This window comes from Curtobacterium sp. YC1, assembly GCF_016267665.1.
Lineage (GTDB): Bacteria > Actinomycetota > Actinomycetes > Actinomycetales > Microbacteriaceae > Curtobacterium.
The window spans coordinates 1,693,408-1,713,063 of sequence record NZ_CP066341.1 but is presented as its reverse complement, the minus strand read 5'-3'; the positions used below and the strand labels follow the sequence as shown (position 1 = coordinate 1,713,063).

Below are 19,656 nucleotides of genomic sequence, written 5' to 3'. Positions count from 1 at the left end.
GTGCATGGTCGCCGTCGTGGCGGTGCCCTGACCGACCTCCCCCCGAAAGGCCCGTGCGATGCACATCCTCGAGGCGATCTTCCTCGGCTTCGTCCAGGGGCTCACCGAGTTCCTGCCGGTCTCGTCGAGCGCACACCTGCGCATCGTCGGGCTCTTCCTGCCCGACGCGAAGGACCCGGGTGCGGCGTTCACCGCGGTGACCCAGCTCGGCACCGAGACCGCCGTGCTCATCTACTTCTGGAAGGACATCACCCGGATCATCGGGCGGTGGTTCCGGTCGGTGGTCAAGCGCGACGTGCCGAAGGGCGACCCCGACGTCCGGCTCGGGTGGCTCGTGATCCTCGGCACGATCCCGATCGGCATCGCCGGGCTCCTGCTCAAGGACTCGATCGAGACGACGTTCCGTTCGCTGTGGATCGTCGCGATCGTGCTCATCGTCTTCGGCGTGGTGCTCGGGGTGCTCGACCGGGTCGGGCGCAAGGAACGCCGGATCGAGCAGATGACCTTCAAGGGCGGTCTGCTCATCGGGCTGGCGCAGATGCTCGCACTGGTCCCCGGTGTCTCCCGGTCCGGGGCGACGGTCTCGATGGGGCTCGCCCTCGGCTACACCCGTCCGGCGGCGGCGCGCTTCGCGTTCCTGCTCGCCGTCCCCGCGGTGTTCCTGTCCGGCTTCTACGAGGCCGCGACGAGCCTGGGCGACCACGGCTCCCCGTTCGGACTCGCCGACACGCTCATCGCGACGGCCGTCGCGTTCGTCGTCGGCTTCGTCGTGATCGCGGCGTTCATGAACTACATCAGCAAGCGGAGCTTCATGCCCTTCGTGGTCTACCGGATCGCACTGGGTATCGTGCTCATCGTGTTGTTGTCGCTCGGAGTGATCCAGCCGTGAGGGCCTGGCAGGCCCCGTCCGTCCCCGACGTCCCCGGCTCCGCGCCCCGACCGGTCGTGCACGACACCGCCACGGGCAAGCCGGTCGACCCCGCCCACGACGAGGACCGTGCCGCGCTGTACGTGTGCGGCATCACGCCCTACGACGCCACGCACCTCGGGCACGCGGCGACGTACCTGGCGTTCGACACGCTCGGCCGCGCCTGGCGTGATGCCGGACTCGACGTCGAGTACGCGCAGAACGTCACCGACGTCGACGACCCGCTGCTCGAACGTGCCGCCCGTGACGGCGTCGACTGGCGCGAACTCGCCGCGTCTCAGGTCGACCTGTTCCGTCGTGACATGGAGGCCCTGCGCATCCTGCCGCCCGACGACTTCGTGGCCGTCACCGACGAGGTCGAGCGTGTCGCCGAGGCCGTCTCGTTCCTGCAGGAGACCGGTTCCGCCTACGAGGTCCCCACCGAGGACGCCGAGGGCGACGACCTGTACTTCGACGTCAACCACCCCGCCGACGGTTGGACGCTCGGCGACGAGAGCGGCCTCGACCGCGACACCATGCTCGCGCTGGCCGCCGAACGCGGCGGCGACCCCGACCGTCCGGGCAAGCGCGACCCGCTCGATCCGCTGCTCTGGCGTGCGGCCCGCGACGGCGAACCGAGCTGGGACACCGAGCTCGGACCGGGCCGACCCGGCTGGCACATCGAGTGCAGCGTCATCGCCGGCGACAAGCTCGGTCTGCCCATCAGCGTGCAGGGCGGCGGCAGCGACCTGGTCTTCCCGCACCACGAGATGAGTGCCGGCCACGCGGCGGCACTGGCGCACCAGCCCCTGGCCAACGCGTTCGTGCACACCGGGATGATCGCGTACCAGGGCACGAAGATCTCGAAGTCGCTCGGCAACCTCGTCACCGTGCGCGGACTGCTCGACGGTGGTGCGGACCCCCGGGCCGTCCGGCTCGCGCTGCTGTCGCACAAGTACTCCGACGACTGGGAGTGGTTCGACAGCGAACTGACGAGCGCCACGACCCGCCTGTCTGGGTGGGTCGACTGGGCCTCGGGCGCGTCGGCCGGGCACGCCGACGATGCTCCGGACGTCGCGCTCCGGATCCGTGCGCGGGTGTCGGACGACCTGGACACGCCGGGTGCCGTCGCTGCGGTGGACACCGCCATCGCCGGCGGGACGGCGTGCACACCGGAGCTCGTCGACCTGATCGACGCCCTGCTCGGCATCCGCCTGGCCTGACGGCACCGGTGAGATCGCACTTCGGCCCGGATCACACAGCCGGAGTCGGGCCGAAGTGCGACCTCAGCGCACCCGCCTGTCTTCGTCGAGCGGTCACGACGCGCCGCATGCGTCTCGCCGGGGTCGCACGACGTGACGCTCGACGGCGCTCCGGGCGACGGTTCGTGACACTTCGGCGGTTGCTGTCGTGTGTGCCTGTCGCGTGCATCGGCGTCGGACGGGAGCCCCGGGCCGAACCCCGCCGCGCGCGTCCCGTCCACCGTCCGCTCGCCGAGCGGTCACGACACGCCGCATGCGTGTCGCCGGGGTTGAGTGACGTGTCGCTCAACGGCACTCCGGGCGACGGTTGGTGACACTTCGGCGGTCGCTGTCGCGTGTGCCCGTCGCGTGCACCGGTGAGATCGCACTTCGGCCCGGATCGCGCCGCCGGGATCCAGCCAGAGTGCGACCTCAGCGCAGCTGGGCCTACTGCTGGGGGCGCCAGGGCCCCTCGCCACCGGCGGTGCCGCCGTCCTTGCCGTCCTTGCGCTCCCGGCGGCGCAGGTACTGCTCGAACTCCTGCGCGATGGCGTCGCCCGAGGCCTCGGGGGAGTCGACCGTGTCACGCGCCTGCTCGAGCTGCCCGATGTAGGACGCCATGTCCTCGTCGTCGGCGGCGAGGGCGTCGATGCCCTCCTCCCACTCGGTGGCGTCGTCGAGCAGCGAGCCCCGCGGCACCGTGACGTCGGCGAGTTCCTCGATCTTGTCGAGCAGCGAGAGCGTGGCCTTCGGCGAGGGCGAGTTGTGCACGTAGTGCGGCACCGAGGCCCAGAGCGACAGCGTGGTCAGCCCGGCCTTGTCCATCGCGTCGGCGAGGACCCCGAGGATCCCGGTCGGGCCCTCGTACGACGAGCGGTCGACGTCGAAGGCCGCCCGGACGCCGGCGTCCTCGCTCGACACGAACACCGAGATGGGGCGCGTGTGCGGGACGTCGGCGAGCATCGCCCCGACGAACACGACCGCGTCGATGGAGTAGACGTCCGCCAGGTCGATGATCTCCGCGCAGAAGCCGCGCCAGGTGCGCGAGGGCTCCGGACCGACGAGCACGTAGACGTCGCGGTCGGTGGAGGAACCGGTGGCGCCGATGACCGGACGGCCCTCGGCACCGGGGCCGTGCAGCACGATCCGCGGCCACTGCACGCCCCGGTCGCCGTTCTCGTCGGTGCCGACCGTGGGCCGGTTGAACTGGTAGTCGACGTACCGCTCACCGTCGAGCTCGCGCAGCTCCTCGAGTCCGAGGGAGTCGACGATGCGGCGGGCGAGTCCGCTGGCGGCCTCGCCGGCGTCGTTCCAACCCTCGAAGGCGACGACGAGCAACCGGCCGTCGCTGAAGGGGGTGTGCTGTGGCACGGAGCGGACCTCCTGGTGGTGGAGCGGAGCGGGGCGGGAGCGGTGCCCCCGGCCGGACACGATTCAGGCATCCACTGTAGGCCCAGGGGGTGTCCCCGCACGCGCGCGTCCGCGCCCAGCGGAACGGCCCCGGTAGACTCGTCGCCCGTGACCGCGCAACCTCCTGCCCTCGTCCTGCCCGCAGCCGTGCTGTGGGACATGGACGGCACGATCATCGACACCGAGCCGATCTGGCAGCGGTCCCAGGTCGAGTTGACGACCCGGTACGGCGCCGAGTGGACGGAGCAGGACGGCCTGTCCCTCGTGGGCAGCGGCCTCGAGCGCTCCGGCGAACTCCTGCGCGCCAAGGGCGTCGACATGGAGGTCGACGAGATCGTCGAGTGGATGACCGACTACGTCATGGAGCGCCTGCGCAGCGGTGACCTGCCGTGGCGGCCCGGCGCCCGCGAGCTGATCGAGGAGCTGCACGACCGCGGCATCCCGACCGCCCTGGTCACGATGTCCCGGCGCCGGATGGCGCTCGTGGCCGCCGAGGCGCTGGGCGCGCACGGCTTCCGCGTCGTGGTGGCCGGTGACGACGTCGACCGTCCCAAGCCCTTCCCGGACGCCTACCTGTCCGCCGCCGCGCAGCTCGGCGTCGAGCCGACCGCCTGCGTCGCGATCGAGGACTCCGCCACCGGCGTCGCCTCGGCCGTCGCCTCCGGCGCCGTCACGGTCGCCGTCGAGCACATCGTCCCGCTGTCCGAGATCGCCGGCGGGGACGTGCACCTGACCACCCTGGCGGACGTCGACGTCGACCGTCTGGTCGAGTTGACGACGCCGGCCCTGGCTGCTCGAGCCGGAGAGCCGGGAGGCGCGGTGCCGGACCCGGCGCACGCTGCGGACACCGAGGGGGTCACCCGATGAACCACGACGACGCACGCGACGAGGCGGACGCGAGCCGCGCCTCCCGTCCGACCGCCGACCCGACCGCAGCGCTCCCGCACACCGCGGGCGGCGCACCGCACACGCCGCCCCGCGGCCCGTTCCGGGCCGGCGACCGCGTGCAGCTGACCGGTCCGAAGGGCAAGCTCACGACGCTGTCGCTCGAGACCGCCGGCGAGTACCACACGCACCGCGGGGTGCTCCGGCACGACGACGTCATCGGCCAGCCCGACGGTTCCGTCATCCGGGCGAGCACGGGCGACGAGTACCTGGCGCTCCGACCGCTCCTGAACGACTACGTCATGTCGATGCCGCGCGGCGCGGCCATCGTCTACCCGAAGGACGCCGCACAGATCGTGGCCTTCGCGGACGTCTTCCCGGGGGCCCGCGTGGTCGAGGCGGGCGTCGGCTCGGGCGCGCTGTCGCTCTTCCTGCTCCGCGCGATCGGCCCGACCGGTCAGCTGCAGTCGTTCGAGCGCCGCGAGGAGTTCGCGGCCATCGCGAAGGGCAACGTCGGCACGTTCCTCGGGGCCGTCCCGGACAACTGGTCCGTCACCGTCGGCGACCTCGTGGAGGCCCTGCCCGAGGCGACCGAGCCGCAGAGCGTCGACCGCGTGGTGCTCGACATGCTCGCGCCGTGGGAGTGCGTGGACGCCGCAGCCGACGCCCTCGTGCCCGGCGGACTCATCGTCTGCTACGTCGCGACCGTCACCCAGCTGTCCCGCACGGCCGAGGCGCTGCGCGACACCGGCCGGTTCACCGACCCGATGCCGAGCGAGACCCTGGTGCGCACCTGGCACGTCGAGGGCCTGGCCGTCCGCCCGGACCACCGCATGGTCGGGCACACCGGCTTCCTGATCACCGCGAGGCGCCTGGCCGACGGCACGGTGCTGCCGAACCTGAAGCGCCGCGCGGGCAAGGTCGAGTTCTCGGACGAGGACATCGAGGCCTGGACCCCCGGTGCCGTCGGCGAGCGGGCCACGAGCGACAAGAAGCTCCGCAAGGTCGCCCGGCAGTCGGCGGCGCAGGCGCGCAAGGTCGCGGCGGCCGAGGCGGCGTCGGCATCGGACGCTGCTGCGGCCGCGTCCGGGGCTGCTCCGGCGGCGCCCGACGCCGCTCCGGCCGCGTCCGGGGCCGACGAGGACGACCGGTAGGCTGACGGCGTGCCCGTCCTGCATCGAACGGAAAGAGGGTCCGTGCGCACCATCCCCGCACTCCTGGTCACCATCGGTCTCGCCGCGTCGCTCACCGCCTGCGCGTCGAACGGTGCCGGTACCACGCCCTCGAGCTGTGCCGCCCCCGGTGCCGCGTCCGAAGCGGTGACCGCCACCGGCAAGTTCGGCTCGGAGCCGAAGGTCACCGTGCCGAAGGGACTGACGACGAAGGGCACCCAGGTGTCCGTGCTGCAGCAGGGCAGCGGGCGCACGATCGACGACGGCACGCCCGTGCTGGTGGAGTACACCCTGGTGGACGGCACCACCGGACAGGTCGCCCAGACGAGCGGCTACTCCGGCCAGACCGCCCCGATCACGGCCGGCGCGAGCAACTACGGAGCGCTCGGCGACTCGCTGCAGTGCGCGCGTGTCGGCGACCGCCTCGCGGTGGCCCTGCCGAAGAGCGCCCTGAGCAGCACGCCCGACGGCGCCGCCGCCGGCAGCGGTTCGTCCGACGAGACCGAGGACGCGGTCATCGCCGTCATCGACGTCAAGCGCGCGTTCGACGCCCGTGCCACCGGCACGCCGCAGCTCGCCGGCGACCGGATGCCGGCCGTCGTGCTCGCGCCCTCCGGGGCCCCCGGCATCACGATCCCGTCGTGGACGGCGCCGAAGGGCAACGAGACCCACCTGCTCCGCAAGGGCGACGGTCGGAAGCTCACCGCGGAGGACACCGCGGTCATCAAGTACACCGCGGTCACGTGGAGTGCCGACCCCACGGTGGCCGGCTCGAGCTGGACCGACGGCTCGGGCGCGCAGACGATCCCGCTCGCCGAGGGCCAGGTCGACGAGGGCGTCCGGAAGGCCGTCGTCGGCCACCGCGTCGGCGACCAGGTCCTCGCCGTCGTGAACCAGCAGGGCACCGCGTACGCGTACGTCATCGACGTGCTCGGAGCCATGTCGAACTGACCCCGGTCGACCCTCCACGGACCGCGGCGCGGGTGCACTCCGGTGCACCCGCGCTGCCGTAGGATCGGCTCGTGCCAGCGACCCGAGTGCCCCGTGTGCCCGCCGAGGAGCGGCTGTTCAGCCTCGTGCTCGCGCTGCTCTCGACGGAGTCGGGGCTGACCAAGGGCGAGATCCTGGCGAACGTGCAGGGCTACCGCCAGCGGTTCACGCCGGGCGGCGACAACGCCTCGCTCGAGCGCCAGTTCGAGCGTGACAAGGACGACGTCCGCGAGCTCGGGATCCCGCTCGAGACCATCGAGACCCCCGGTGCCGCCGGCAACAACCAGACGTTGCGGTACCGGATCCCGAAGGGCGAGTACGACCTGCCCGTCGACGTCCGCTTCACCCCGGACGAGTCGGCACTGCTGTCCCTGGCCGCGATGGCCTGGCGCGAGGGTGCCCTGTCCGCCGACTCCCGACGGGGGCTCCTCAAGGTGCGCTCCGCCGGTGCCGAGGACGACGACGGCGCGCTGCAGCTCGGCGTCGACGCCTACGCGCCGCGGCTCCGTGCCCGTGACGCGTCCTTCGAGCCGCTCCGGTCGGCGCTCGACCGCGGTGCCGCGGTGCGCTTCGACTACATCACCCCGGGGCAGCACGAGGCCCGGCGACGTTCGGTCGCGCCGCTCGCCCTCGTGCAGCACGGCGGCCGGTGGATGCTCGCCGCCCACGAGTTCGCCACCGACTCCGACAAGAACTACCTGCTGTCCCGGATCGTCGGGCCGGTGACCCAGTACGAGGTTGGCCAGCACACGGCTCCCGTGGGGGCGGGGGAGCGCACGCTCGCCGGCCTCGAGCACGTCTGGGCCGCACGCACCGCGCGCATCGCCGTGACCCCCGGGTCCGATGCCGAGCGCCGGCTCACCCGCCGTCGCGACACCGAGACCGACGCGGACGGCGCCCTCGTGCTCCACCACGTCGACCCGCAGATCCTGGCCGAGGAACTCGCCGCCTTCGGACCGGAGGTCCGGGTGCTCGAGCCAGACGACCTGCGCGTCCGCGTCGAGGAGCGGCTGCGCGCCCTCGTGCGCGACCACAGCGATGCCGGAGAGGACACCGACCGTGGCTGAGGCCCAACCCCTGCAGGCGCAGGACAAGCTCGCGTTCCTGCTCGCCCTGGTGCCCTACCTGATCGACCGTGAACGCGTCTCGGTGGCCGAGGCCGCTCGGCACTTCGGTGTGCCCGAGGCCCGCATCCGACGCGCCGTCGAGCTCATCGCCGTGTCGGGCGTCCCGGGCGAGACGATGCAGTACCAGCACGGTGACCTGTTCGACATCGCCTGGGACGACTTCGACCAGAACGACATGATCGTGCTCACCAACCTGGTGGCGATCGACGACTCGCCTCGGCTGTCCGCTCGCGAGGCCTCGGCGCTCATCGCCGGGCTGCAGTACCTGTCCGCCCTGCCCGAGGCCGCCGACCGTGACGCCATCCGCGCGCTCATGGCGAAGCTGTCGCGCGGGGCCGGGGGAGCGGCGTCGACCGTCGCCGTCGGGCAGGACCTGCACGACGTCGCACTCGCCACCATCCGGCGGGCGATGTCCGACGGCCGTGGGCTGACGTTCGAGTACGCCGGACCGCGCACCCAGGGCGGCACCCGCCGGGTGGACCCGTTGCGCGTCGAGTCGATCGACACCGACTGGTACCTCCGCGCCTGGGACCTCGACCGCCAGGCGCTCCGGACCTTCCGGCTCGACCGGATGTCCGAGGTGTGCGTGGACGAGCGTCCCGCCGAGAAGACGATCGACCAGGTCGTCATCCCGGACACCCTCTTCCAGCAGGCCGCCGACGACGTCATCGTCACGGTCGAGCTCGACTCGACGTCCCTGCCGCTGGTCGCCGACTTCCTCGCCGACACCGCCGACGCGCCGGACGACGACGGGCGCGTGCGCATCCGGCTCGCCGCATCGCACGGGTTCGACGGGGTGGTGCGGCTCGTCGCCGGGCTGCCGGGGCGGGCGGTGGTCCTCGACCCGCCGGCCGCGCGGGCGGCGGTGCGGGACTTCGCCGCGGGTGCCCTCGCCGCGGGCTGACCCGCGGCGGACTGTCGGTGCGGACCCCGTAAGATCGACGACATGGCTTCGACGACCGCGCGCGGGCGAGCGAAGCGGCAGGGGCGCCAGAAGACCGACGCCGAAGGCCGCATGTCGCTCGGGCAGCACCTCATCGAGCTGCGCAACCGCCTGTTCCGCGCAGTCATCGCGATCGTCGTCGGAGCGATCGGCGGGTGGTTCCTGACCCCGTTCGTGCTCGACGCGCTCCGTGCGCCGGTGACGCAGCTCGCCGAGGTCGGTGGCCACACCGCCGAGCTGAACTTCCCGATGATCACCGGGGCGTTCGACCTGAAGCTCCAGATCGCGATCACGATCGGCATCGTGCTCGCCAGCCCGGTCTGGCTCTACCAGATCTGGGCGTTCATCGTCCCCGCGCTGGTCCGGCGCGAGAAGCAGTACGTCTGGGGCTTCCTCGGCACCGCGATCCCGCTGTTCTTCGGCGGCTGCTACTTCGGGTGGTTCATCCTGCCGCACGTGGTCGGCATCCTCGGTAGCTTCGTCTCGAGCGAGGACACCTCGATCGTCGACGCGAAGGCGTACTACGACTTCGTCATCAAGCTCATCGTGGCGGTCGGCATCGCGTTCGTCCTGCCGGTCTTCCTCGTCCTGCTCAACTTCGTCGGGGTGCTGACGGCCGCTTCGATCATCAAGAGCTGGCGCGTCGCGATCCTCTGCATCCTGGTCTTCTGCGCCATCGTCACGCCGAGCTCGGACATCATCTCGATGTTCCTGCTCGCGGTCCCGATGCTGGTGCTCTACCTCGCCGCGTGCCTCGTGACGTGGATCCACGACCGCCGGGTCGCCAAGCGCCAGGCCAAGCTCGACGAGGAGTACGGCCTGTGACGGGTGCCAGTGCGGCCGAGCGGTTCGCCGCGGCCAAGGTCCGCAACCGTTCGCGCAACCTCGAACTGTTCCGGTCCGACCTGCGCTTCGACCTCGACCCGTTCCAGTTCGCCGCCTGCGACGCACTCGACCAGGGGCGCAGCGTGCTCGTCGCCGCCCCGACGGGTGCCGGCAAGACGATCATCGCGGAGTTCGCGATCTGGCTCGCGATGCGCCAGCCGACCGCCAAGGTCTTCTACACGACGCCGATGAAGGCGTTGAGCAACCAGAAGTACGCCGAGCTGGTCGACGTGTACGGGGAGTCCGAGGTCGGGCTGCTGACGGGCGACACGAACGTCAACCCCCGCGCACGCGTCGTCGTCATGACGACCGAGGTCCTGCGCAACATGATCTACGCGGACTCCGACCTGCTCGACGACCTCGCCTGGGTCGTGCTCGACGAGGTGCACTACCTGGCCGACCGGTTCCGCGGGGCCGTGTGGGAAGAGGTGATCCTGCACCTGCCGACCGAGGTCCGCCTGGTCTCGCTGAGCGCCACGGTGTCCAACGCCGAGGAGTTCGGCGACTGGCTGCAGACCGTCCGCGGCGACACCGACGTCATCGTGTCGGAGGACCGCCCCGTCCCGCTCGAGCAGCACGTGCTCGTCGGCTCGAAGATGGTCGACCTGTTCGACTCGAGCGGCGCCGCGGCGACGAACCGCGTGAACCCGGAACTGCTCCGCATGGTCGGCGGCGGTGCACGCAGCGAACGGCACGGCGGCGGACACCGCGGCCGTCGCGGACGCGGGGGCTACCCGGAACGTCGTGGCCCGCGCACCGAGAAGGTGCACCGCGAGCAGATCGCGCACATGCTCGACGAGCGGATGCTGCTGCCCGCGATCTTCTTCGTGTTCAGCCGGAACGGGTGCGACCAGGGCGTCCGCAACGTGCTGCGCTCCGGGCTCTCGCTCACGACCGTGCAGGAGCGCAACGAGATCCGCGAGACGGCGGAGTACCACTGCCGCACGCTGCTCGACGAGGACCTCGCCGTCCTCGGGTACTGGGAGTGGCTCGAAGGGCTCGAGCGTGGCGTCGCCGCGCACCACGCCGGTCTGCTGCCCGCGTTCAAGGAGGTCGTCGAGAACCTCTTCCAGCGCAAGCTGCTCAAGGTCGTGTTCGCGACCGAGACCCTGGCGCTCGGCGTCAACATGCCGGCGCGCACGGTGGTGCTCGAGAAGCTCGAGAAGTTCAACGGCGAAGCGCGCGTGCCGATCACGCCGGGGGAGTACACGCAGCTCACCGGTCGTGCCGGCCGTCGTGGCATCGACGTCGAGGGGCACTCGGTCATCCAGTGGACGGACGGCCTCGACCCGCAGGCCGTCGCCTCGCTCGCGAGCCGCCGGACGTACCCGCTCAACTCGTCGTTCCGGCCGACGTACAACATGGCCGTCAACCTGATCGAACAGTTCGGTCGGCAGCGCACGCGCGAGGTCCTCGAGACCTCGTTCGCGCAGTTCCAGGCAGACCGGTCCGTGGTCGACCTCGCGCGGAAGGTCCGTTCCCAGCAGGAGTCGCTGGACGGCTACCGCCAGGCGATGGAGTGCCACCTCGGTGACTTCACCGAGTACTCCTCGCTCCGTCGCGAGCTGTCCGACCTCGAGCGCACCAACGTGCCCGGCGGCCGTGAGGCCTCGCACGGCGCACGGCAGGAGCGCCAGGCCGCGATCACGGCGGTCCGTCGGCAGCTCCAGCGGCACCCCTGCCACGCCTGCCCGGACCGCGAGGCGCACGCGCGCTGGTCGGAACGCTGGTGGAAGCTCAAGCGCGCCAACGACAAGCTCGTCCAGCAGATCCGATCCCGCACGGGCGCCGTGGCGACGACGTTCGACCGGGTGACCGAAGTACTCCTCGAGCTCGGGTACCTCGTCGACGCGGGCAACGGCGAGGCAACGGTCGCCGCGGGCGGGCGACGCCTGCAGCGCATCTACGGCGACCGCGACCTGCTCGTCGCCGAGTGCCTCGAGGCGGGGGTCTGGAAGGACCTCACCCCGGCGCAGCTCGCCGCGATGGCTGCCACGATCGTCTACCAGCCCCGACGCGAGGACGCCCCCGGCACCGAGCACGCGCTGCCCCGCGGCGCCTTCCGCCCCGCCCTCGACGAGACCCTGACCATCTGGTCGCGACTCGACGACGTCGAACGCGCCGCGCGCCTGGCCGGCTCGCAGCCGCCCACCCCGGCGATGGCGGTCGGCATGTTCCGCTGGGCCTCGGGCTCGGCCCTCGACGACGTCCTGCGCACGCTCGACCTGCCGGCCGGTGACTTCGTGCGCTGGTCGAAGCAGGTCATCGACCTGCTCGACCAGATCCGGAACGCCGGTGACGACGACCTCGCCCAGACCGCGCGGCGCGCGACGGACGCGGTGCGCCGCGGCATCGTCGCCTACGCGACGGTCTGACGGGAGGCACGGTGCGGATCCCCGAGACCGGTGTGCCCGGGCAGCCGACGCGCGTCGGGCGCGGTGCGGTCGCGACGGGTCCGTTCGCGGCCCTGCCGCTGGGCACCGCCCTGCCGCTCGCCGTCATCGGGGGACTGCTGTTCGCGCTCGCGTTCCCGTCGCCCGGTTGGTGGTTCCTCGCCTACCCGGCGCTGGCGTGCCTGCTGCTCGCCGCGATGGGGCAGCGCGCCCGCCGCGCGGCCTGGCTGGGGTACATCGCCGGCGCCGCGTTCTGGATCCCGGCGATCTCCTGGGCCGGACGCTACCTGGGACCCGTCCCGTGGTTCGCGCTCGCGTTGCTGGAAGCCGCGTTCTTCGCGCTCGGCAGCGTGGCGATCGCCCTGGCGTACCGCTGGGTCGCACGGGTGGTGCGGTCGACCGCCGGACGGGTGTGGGGCCTCCCGGCCGTCGTCGCCGCACTGTGGACCGGACGCGAGTGGTTCTCGGGCAGCTGGCCGTACGGCGGCTTCGCGTGGGGCCGGGTGGGCCTGTCGCAGTCGCAGGGACCCTTCACGCACCTGGCGGCCTACGTCGGCGTGCTCGGTCTGTCGTTCATCGTCGTCTACTGCGTCGCCGTGGTCGTGTCGCTCGCCCTGGTGAGCCCGCGCACCCCGGGTGCGACCGCTCGGGTCCCGGCACGCATCGCGACCGCGGGCCTGCTCGTCGCAGCCGTGCTGGCGGTCCCGGCGTGGCCGACGGCGACCGACGGCACGATCCGCATCGAGTCGGTGCAGGGCAACGGTCCGGCTGGGTACTTCGACCGTGCCCAGCCCGGCGACGTGCTGGCAGCGCAGGTCGCGGCGACGGACGTCGACGCGACGGGGGTCGACCTGGTGGTCTGGCCCGAGGCCGGAGCGGAGTACGACCCGCGACAGCAGCCCGCGATCGCCTCCGCGCTCGACGCGGTCGTCGGGTCGACCGGTGCACCGATCGTCGCGGGAGCGATCACGCAGACACCGTCGGGCGTGCTGCACAACACGTCGTTCGTCTGGACCGAGGACGGCTGGCAGTCGTCGTACGACAAGAAGCGACCGGTGCCGTTCGGCGAGTACGTGCCGGACCGCTGGTTCTACTCGAAGCTGGCGCCGTCGTTGATCGGGCTGCTGCAGCGCGACTACACGCCGGGGACGAAGCCGAACGTGCTCTCCGTGGCGGGCATCCGCGCCGGGATCTCGATCTGCTTCGACATCGTGGACGACGGGCTCACCGCCGACATGGCGCGTGGGGGAGCGCAGGTGATCCTCGCGCAGACGAACAACGCCGACTTCTCGGGCACCGACGAGAACCTGCAGCAGCTGGAGATCGCGCGGATGCGGGCGATCGAGACCGGGCGTTCGCTCGTCAACATCTCGACCGTCGGTGCGTCGCAGGTCATCGACCCGGCCGGACGCACGATCGACCGCGTGCCCGAGTACACCGCCACCTCGATGGTGACCGACGTGCCACTCGGCACCTCCACGACGCCGGCGACCATCGCGTCCGGGGCGATCACCCTGCTCGTCTCGCTGGGCGGCCTGCTCGTGCTGCTCGCCTGCGCACCCTGGGGTCGTCGCTCCCGACGCTGACCGGGCACGACGCGGCCCGCGCGCGCCCGTTCTGCCGGAGTGAGCCCGGGGCCTTGCACTGGGAACGGACTGTGAATGCGCCGGGACGGGATGCATCGTGCGTGGGACAGTGTTGAGGAGGGCAGACGAGCGAGAGGAGCACACACATGGCTGATCGGAGTCTCCGCGGCATGCGGCTCGGGAGTCAGAGCCTCCAGAGCGAAGAGGGCGTCGAGCTCTCGGACCGCAAGCGCGCGGTCTACCAGACCGATTCGGGGGAGACGTTCGACATCGTCTTCTCCGCCGACGCGGACGTCCCACAGATCTGGTCGGAGCCCCGCTCCGGTCGTGAGGGTCGGTTGCTCGGCGACGACGGCATCCCCGTCGAGGTCGCCGAAGAGGACGTGAAGGCACCCCGCACCCACTGGGACATGCTGCTCGAGCGCCGCTCGCGCGAGGAACTCGAGGAGCTCCTCGAGGAGCGCCTGCAGTTCCTCCGCGCCCGACGCGGCGCCTGACACGACGAACGACGACGCCCGCCCCGGTTCCCCGGGGCGGGCGTCGTCGTTCGTGGTGCTGCTGGGTCAGCGCCGACCGGAACCGTCGGTCGAGCGGTGCCCGGACGCGTCGTCGCCCGGCGTGGTCGGGGCGTCGTCGACCTGCTCGGCGGTCGCGTCGTCGGCTGCCGCCAGGTGCGCGTCGACACTGCGGTTCGACTCGGCCAGTCGGGCGTCGAGGTCCGACTCGGGGACGATGTCGGCTGCGGTGGCGTCCGCGCGCGGCATGGTCGTCTCGGCCGCAGCGCCCGCCGAGGTGTTCGCCAGGCTCTCGTTCGCGAGCTTGGAGATGCGCGACAGGAAGTCCGTGCCACCCGCGGCGCCGCCGACCGGGCCGGCACCGCCACCACGGCTGGCGCTGAAGCCCTTCGCGATGCCGGACAGGGCCTCGGTGAACTCGCTCGGGATCATCCAGAGCTTGTTCGCGGTGCCCTCGGCGATCTTCGGCAGGGTCTGCAGGTACTGGTAGGACAGCAGCTTCTCGTCGGGGTCACCGGTGTGGATCGCCTCGAACACGGTGGCGATGGCCTGGGCCTCGCCCTCGGCACGCAGGACCTGGGCCTTGGCGTCACCCTCGGCCGCGAGGATGGCGGCCTGCCGCTGGCCCTCCGCCTCGAGGATCTGGGACTGCTTGGTGCCCTCGGCCTGCAGGATCGCGGCACGACGGCTGCGCTCCGCGCGGAGCTGCTGCTCCATGGCGTCCTGGATGGACACGGGCGGCTCGATGGCCTTCAGCTCGACCCGGCCCACGCGGATGCCCCACTTGCCGGTCGCCTCGTCGAGCACGACGCGGAGCTGACCGTTGATGTTGTCGCGGCTCGTCAGGGCCTCTTCGAGGTTGAGCCCGCCGACCACGTTGCGGAGCGTGGTGGTGGTGAGCTGCTCGACGGCGCCGAGGTAGTTCGCGATCTCGTACGTGGCAGCACGGGCGTCGGTCACCTGGAAGTAGACGACGGTGTCGATCGAGACCACCAGGTTGTCCTCGGTGATCACGGGCTGCGGCGGGAAGGACACGACCTGCTCGCGCATGTCGAGGAGCGGACGCAGACGGTCGATGAACGGCACGAGCAGGTTCAGACCCGGGTTGAGGGTCTTGTGGTACTTGCCGAGGCGCTCGACGATCCCGGCGGTGGCCTGGGGGACGATGCGGATGGCCTTCGCCAGGACGACGATCACGAAGATGACGACGACGAGGACGAGGACGATCAGTGCGATCGTCCCTGCGGAGATGGTCACGGTGTGGCCCTTTCTGCGAGGCGCACGACCGCGGTCGACCCCTCGATCGACTCGACGACCACGGGGGTGCCGAGTGGCGGTGTGCGGTCGACGGAACCCACGGCGAACCGTGCGCTCCAGGTCTCGCCGTTGGCCAGGCGGACCTGGCCGGGAGCGGAAGCGGTGCAGGCGACCGCGACCGTGCCGGGGAGGCCGATGAGCCCCTCGACGTTGGTGCGGTGCGGGTCGGCGTTGCGTCCGAGGGCCACCAGCAGGCGGGGCCGGACGAGCGAGAGCAGCACGAGCGCGAGCACGGCGGCGATGACGGCGGAGAGCCACCACGGCGCGCCGAGCAACGCCGCGATCAACCCGCCGGCGGCGCCGGCCGCGAGCATGATGAAGATGAAGTCGAGGGTGAAGATCTCGACCACGCCGAGCACCAACACCAGTCCGATCCAGACGGTGGTCTGGATCCAATCGATCCCGTTCACGTGATCTCCCTCCCTCGGTCACGCGCGGCGGCCTGCTGCGTCGCGACGGCCGGTACAACTCCGTTCAACATATCAGGAGCGTCCGACGGCGGCGTGGCCCGTCGGTAGACTCGGTGCGCCCGACCGGCCGGAACCAGACCTGGAGAACACGACTGTGACCAACCCCCTCGCCCCCGGATCCCTCACCGACAAGCGCGCCGTCGTCACCGGCTCGTCGCGCGGCATCGGCGCCGACACCGTCGGCTACCTGGCCGAGGCCGGCGCGAAGGTGGTCGTGAACTACCGCAACAAGGCCAGGCGTGCGGAGCAGATCGCCGAGAAGATCGTCGCGGACGGCGGTTCCGCACTGGCCGTCGGCGCCGACCTCACCGACCACGACTCGGTGCAGGCCATGGTCGACACGGTCGTGCGGGAGTGGGGCGGCATCGACCTGCTCGTCCTGAACGCATCGGGCGGCATGGAGTCCGGCCTCGGCGAGGACTACGCGCTCCGGCTGAACCGCGACGCCCAGGTCGACATGCTGCAGACCGCCGTGCCGCACATGCCCGCCGGCTCCCGCGTGGTCTTCGTCACGAGCCACCAGGCGCACTTCGTCGAGACCGCCGAGACGATGGACGAGTACGTCCCCGTGGCGAAGAGCAAGCGTGCCGGCGAGCTGGCGCTGCGCGAACTCATCCCGCAGCTCGAGGCCGCCGGCATCGAGTTCGTCGTCGTCTCCGGCGACATGATCGAGGGCACGATCACGGCCACCCTGCTGAACCGCCTGAACCCCGGCGCGATCGAGGGCCGCCGGCAGGAGGTCGGCAAGCTGTACAGCGTGTCCGAGTTCGCGGCGGAGATCGCCCTCGCCGCCGTCGAGCCGATCCCGGCCGACCACACCAAGCTCGTCGGCGACGTCAGCGGCTTCGTCGGCTAGCGTCGGCTCGGTGACCGCCAAGCCCGGCCTGCGCCGTACCTCCCGCATCCTGCTGCTCGACCCCGACGGACGCGTGTTCCTGATGGACACGAAGTCCCCGTCGTCCGACGGCGCCCACCGCTGGATCACGCCCGGCGGCGGCGTCGACCCGGGGGAGTCCCACCGCGACGCGGCCGTCCGGGAGCTCCGCGAGGAGACCGGCATCGTCATCGACGAGCCGGGGGAGTCGGTGTGGTCGTGGGACTTCGACGTCGAGTGGGACCTCGCCGACCACGACCGCGGACACGCCGAGTTCTACGTCGTCCGCACGCCGGGCTTCGAACTGTCCGACGCCGAGTGGACCGACGACGAGCGGGTGGACATCCTCGCCTCGCGCTGGTGGACCGCCGACGAACTCGACGCGACCGACGAGCCGTTCGAACCCGCCGAGTTGCCGGACCTGGTGCGCCGTCACGGCGCCTGAGCGCCGCACCACGGCCCGTGGGCCGACCACGGACCGGACGGGAGGCCCGTGGCGACCCCGCCACGGGCCTCCCGTCGGTACGCTGACCCGCATGCACAGCGATCCGGTCGACGACGACCCCACCGGTCCCGACGCGCACCCTGCCGACCGGCACGACCGCATCCGGGTGCGCGGTGCCCGCGCGAACAACCTGCGCGACGTCGACGTGGACCTGCCGAAGCGGCGGCTCACGGTGTTCACCGGGGTCTCCGGCTCGGGGAAGAGCTCGCTCGTGTTCGGCACCGTCGCCGCCGAGTCGCAGCGGATGATCAACGAGACGTACAGCGCCTTCGTGCAGGGGTTCATGCCCGCGCTGGCGCGGCCGGACGTCGACCTGCTCGACGGGCTGACCACCGCGATCGTCGTCGACCAGGAGCGCATCGGCGCCGACCCGCGGTCCACCGTCGGGACCGCCACGGACGCGAACGCGATGCTGCGCGTGCTGTTCAGCCGGCTCGGCCAGCCGCACATCGGGGGGCCGAACGCGTTCTCGTTCAACCTCGCGACCGTGACGGCCGGGGGAGCGATCACCGTGCAGAAGGGCGCGGACGCGAAGGCCCAGAAGGTCTCGTACACGCGGCTCGGCGGCATGTGCGCCGACTGCGAGGGGCGGGGGTCGGTGCACGACATCGACCTGACGCAGCTGTTCGACGACACGAAGTCGCTCGGGGACGGCGCGCTCACCATCCCCGGCTACGGCACCGACGGGTGGAACGTGCGGCTGTACGCCGAGTCGGGCTACTTCGACCGGGACACGCCGATCCGCGACTTCTCCGAGCAGGAGCGGCAGGACTTCCTGTACCGCGAGCCGACGAAGCGGAAGATCGCCGGCATCAACATGACCTACGAGGGGCTCGTGCACCGGGTCCGCCGGTCGTTCCTGCAGAAGGACCGCGAGGCGATGCAGCCGCACGTCCGGGCCTTCGTCGACCGTGCGGTGACCTTCACGACGTGCCCGGCCTGCGACGGCACCCGGTTGAACGACACCGCACGCTCGTCGACGATCGGGGGCCGCAGCATCGCCGACGTCTGCGCGATGCAGATCACCGACGCGGTCACGTGGTTGCAGGGCCTGGACGACCCGGGGGTCGCGCCGCTGCTCGAGGGGCTGCGGAACCTGCTCGAGTCGTTCGTCGAGATCGGGCTCGGCTACCTGTCACTCGACCGCCCGACCGGCACGCTGTCCGGGGGAGAGGGGCAGCGCGTGAAGATGGTGAAGCACCTCGGCTCCTCGCTCAGCGACGTCACCTACGTGTTCGACGAACCGAGCACCGGGCTGCACCCGCACGACATCGAACGGATGAACGGGCTGCTCGTCCGGTTGCGCGACAAGGGCAACACCGTCCTCGTCGTCGAGCACAAGCCCGAGGTCATCGCGATCGCCGACCACGTCGTCGACCTCGGGCCCGGGGCCGGCTCCGGCGGTGGGACGCTCTGCTACCAGGGGCCCGTCGACGGGCTGCGCGGGAGCGGGACCGTCACCGGTCGGCACCTGGACGACCGTGTCTCCGTGAAGTCCGCGGTGCGCCGGCCCGACGGGGCGATCCCGATCCGCGGCGCCTCGGCCCACAACCTGCGCGACGTCGACGTGGACGTCCCGACGGGGGTGCTCACCGTGGTGACGGGAGTGGCCGGATCCGGCAAGAGCACGCTCGTCCACGGGTCGTTGGCCCGACGCGACGACGTCGTCGCCATCGACCAGAGCGGGATCCGCGGCTCGCGGCGGAGCAACCCGGCGACGTACACGGGCCTGCTCGAGCCGATCCGCAAGGCGTTCGCGAAGGCCAACGGCGTCAAGCCCGCACTCTTCAGCGCCAACTCGGAGGGCGCCTGCCCGGCGTGCAACGGCGCCGGTGTCGTGTACACGGACCTCGGCATGATGGCGGGCGTCGCGAGCCCGTGCGTCGAGTGCGACGGCAAGCGGTTCGACCAGTCCGTGCTCGGCTACCACCTGGGCGGCAAGGACATCAGCGAGGTGCTCGCCATGTCCGTCACCGAGGCGCTGGCGTTCTTCGCGGCAGGGGAGTCGGCACTGCCGGCCGCCCACGCCGTCCTCGCCCGGCTCGCCGACGTCGGGCTCGGGTACCTGACGATCGGGCAGCCGCTCACCACGTTGTCCGGGGGAGAGCGGCAGCGGCTGAAGCTCGCCACGCACCTCGGTGACCGCGGTGGTGTCGTCGTGCTCGACGAACCGACGACCGGGCTCCACCTCGCCGACGTCGAGCAACTGCTCGGTCTGCTCGACCGACTCGTGGACGGCGGTCGGACGGTCGTCGTGATCGAGCACCACCAGGCCGTCATGGCGCACGCCGACTGGATCATCGACCTCGGTCCCGGTGCCGGTCACGACGGCGGGCGGGTCGTGTTCGAGGGGACGCCGGCCGACCTCGTCGCCGCGCGGTCGACGATCACCGGTGGGCACCTGGCCGAGTACGTCGGTCCCTGAGCCGCAGAACA

The 19,656-nt window shown here is 71.6% G+C and carries 17 protein-coding genes; 14 read left to right on the top strand and 3 right to left on the bottom strand.

What is annotated here, in order from left to right; all coding sequences use genetic code 11:
• Positions 1 to 58: 58 nt before the first annotated feature.
• Positions 59 to 889, top strand: a complete 831-nt coding sequence (locus I8920_RS08110) for an undecaprenyl-diphosphate phosphatase (RefSeq protein WP_198655901.1) — start codon at positions 59 to 61, stop codon at positions 887 to 889.
• On the top strand, positions 886 to 2,130 hold the full coding sequence (mshC, locus tag I8920_RS08105) for a cysteine--1-D-myo-inosityl 2-amino-2-deoxy-alpha-D-glucopyranoside ligase (RefSeq protein WP_198655900.1): 1,245 nt from the start codon (positions 886 to 888) through the stop codon (positions 2,128 to 2,130). The genes I8920_RS08110 and mshC overlap by 4 nt, the downstream gene beginning before the upstream one ends.
• Before the next feature lie 465 nt (positions 2,131 to 2,595).
• On the opposite strand, the gene I8920_RS08100 is transcribed toward mshC, so the two are convergent.
• On the bottom strand, positions 2,596 to 3,519 hold the full coding sequence (locus tag I8920_RS08100) for a proteasome assembly chaperone family protein (protein ID WP_198655899.1): 924 nt from the start codon (positions 3,517 to 3,519) through the stop codon (positions 2,596 to 2,598).
• A gap of 147 nt (positions 3,520 to 3,666) precedes the next feature.
• On the opposite strand from I8920_RS08100, the gene I8920_RS08095 reads away from it, so the two are divergent.
• The 9 genes from I8920_RS08095 (at position 3,667) to I8920_RS08055 (ending at position 14,036) form a co-directional block, all read left to right on the top strand.
• Entirely contained in the window at positions 3,667 to 4,425 is a 759-nt protein-coding gene (locus I8920_RS08095) for an HAD family hydrolase (RefSeq protein ID WP_225557929.1), read from the top strand.
• Positions 4,422 to 5,597 carry a tRNA (adenine-N1)-methyltransferase gene (locus I8920_RS08090; RefSeq protein ID WP_198655898.1) on the top strand — a complete coding sequence of 392 codons (1,176 nt, stop codon included), beginning with the start codon at positions 4,422 to 4,424 and terminating at the stop codon, positions 5,595 to 5,597. Before I8920_RS08095 ends, I8920_RS08090 begins: the two co-directional genes overlap by 4 nt.
• Positions 5,598 to 5,639: 42 nt before the next feature.
• A complete protein-coding gene (locus tag I8920_RS08085; protein WP_198655897.1) occupies positions 5,640 to 6,566 on the top strand; it encodes an FKBP-type peptidyl-prolyl cis-trans isomerase in 927 nt (308 codons plus the stop codon).
• A gap of 71 nt (positions 6,567 to 6,637) precedes the next feature.
• Positions 6,638 to 7,672, top strand: a complete 1,035-nt coding sequence (locus I8920_RS08080) for a helix-turn-helix transcriptional regulator (protein ID WP_198655896.1) — start codon at positions 6,638 to 6,640, stop codon at positions 7,670 to 7,672.
• The gene (locus I8920_RS08075) at positions 7,665 to 8,636 is read left to right on the top strand and encodes a helix-turn-helix transcriptional regulator (protein WP_198655895.1); all 972 of its coding nucleotides are present in this window, start codon (positions 7,665 to 7,667) and stop codon (positions 8,634 to 8,636) included. The genes I8920_RS08080 and I8920_RS08075 overlap by 8 nt, the downstream gene beginning before the upstream one ends.
• 111 nt (positions 8,637 to 8,747) lie before the next feature.
• A complete protein-coding gene (gene tatC, locus I8920_RS08070; RefSeq protein ID WP_198658673.1) occupies positions 8,748 to 9,500 on the top strand; it encodes a twin-arginine translocase subunit TatC in 753 nt (250 codons plus the stop codon).
• Complete coding sequence (locus I8920_RS08065) at positions 9,497 to 11,935, top strand: DEAD/DEAH box helicase (protein ID WP_198655894.1); 2,439 nt, start codon at positions 9,497 to 9,499, stop codon at positions 11,933 to 11,935. Before tatC ends, I8920_RS08065 begins: the two co-directional genes overlap by 4 nt.
• Positions 11,936 to 11,946: 11 nt before the next feature.
• Positions 11,947 to 13,539, top strand: a complete 1,593-nt coding sequence (gene lnt / locus I8920_RS08060; protein WP_232832695.1) for an apolipoprotein N-acyltransferase — start codon at positions 11,947 to 11,949, stop codon at positions 13,537 to 13,539.
• Between the two features lie 146 nt (positions 13,540 to 13,685).
• On the top strand, positions 13,686 to 14,036 hold the full coding sequence (locus tag I8920_RS08055) for an RNA polymerase-binding protein RbpA (protein ID WP_198655893.1): 351 nt from the start codon (positions 13,686 to 13,688) through the stop codon (positions 14,034 to 14,036).
• Between the two features lie 66 nt (positions 14,037 to 14,102).
• Here the strand turns inward: I8920_RS08055 and I8920_RS08050 are convergent, their stop codons facing one another.
• Positions 14,103 to 15,311: an SPFH domain-containing protein gene (locus I8920_RS08050; RefSeq protein WP_198655892.1), complete on the bottom strand. Its 1,209-nt coding sequence runs from the start codon at positions 15,309 to 15,311 to the stop codon at positions 14,103 to 14,105.
• Positions 15,308 to 15,781 (bottom strand): NfeD family protein, encoded by a 474-nt coding sequence (locus I8920_RS08045; RefSeq protein WP_232832694.1) that lies wholly within the window; start codon positions 15,779 to 15,781, stop codon positions 15,308 to 15,310. The genes I8920_RS08050 and I8920_RS08045 overlap by 4 nt, the downstream gene beginning before the upstream one ends.
• A 154-nt stretch (positions 15,782 to 15,935) precedes the next feature.
• Between I8920_RS08045 and I8920_RS08040 the strand changes: the two genes are divergently transcribed.
• From I8920_RS08040 to I8920_RS08030, 3 genes are all read left to right on the top strand, one after another.
• Positions 15,936 to 16,697 carry an SDR family oxidoreductase gene (locus I8920_RS08040; protein WP_198655891.1) on the top strand — a complete coding sequence of 254 codons (762 nt, stop codon included), beginning with the start codon at positions 15,936 to 15,938 and terminating at the stop codon, positions 16,695 to 16,697.
• 10 nt (positions 16,698 to 16,707) lie between these two features.
• Positions 16,708 to 17,160 carry an NUDIX hydrolase gene (locus I8920_RS08035; RefSeq protein WP_198655890.1) on the top strand — a complete coding sequence of 151 codons (453 nt, stop codon included), beginning with the start codon at positions 16,708 to 16,710 and terminating at the stop codon, positions 17,158 to 17,160.
• A 91-nt stretch (positions 17,161 to 17,251) separates the two neighbouring features.
• Entirely contained in the window at positions 17,252 to 19,645 is a 2,394-nt protein-coding gene (locus tag I8920_RS08030) for an ATP-binding cassette domain-containing protein (protein ID WP_198655889.1), read from the top strand.
• The last annotated feature ends 11 nt before the right edge of the window (positions 19,646 to 19,656 follow it).

Excerpts from the sequence above, each read along its gene's own strand:
- I8920_RS08110 (WP_198655901.1), top strand. The coding sequence starts at position 59 with ATGCACATCCTCGAGGCGATCTTCCTCGGCTTCGTCCAGGGGCTCACC.
- I8920_RS08030 (WP_198655889.1), top strand. The coding sequence starts at position 17,252 with ATGCACAGCGATCCGGTCGACGACGACCCCACCGGTCCCGACGCGCAC.
- I8920_RS08055 (WP_198655893.1), top strand. The coding sequence starts at position 13,686 with ATGGCTGATCGGAGTCTCCGCGGCATGCGGCTCGGGAGTCAGAGCCTC.
- I8920_RS08090 (WP_198655898.1), top strand. The coding sequence starts at position 4,422 with ATGAACCACGACGACGCACGCGACGAGGCGGACGCGAGCCGCGCCTCC.
- tatC (WP_198658673.1), top strand. The coding sequence starts at position 8,748 with ATGTCGCTCGGGCAGCACCTCATCGAGCTGCGCAACCGCCTGTTCCGC.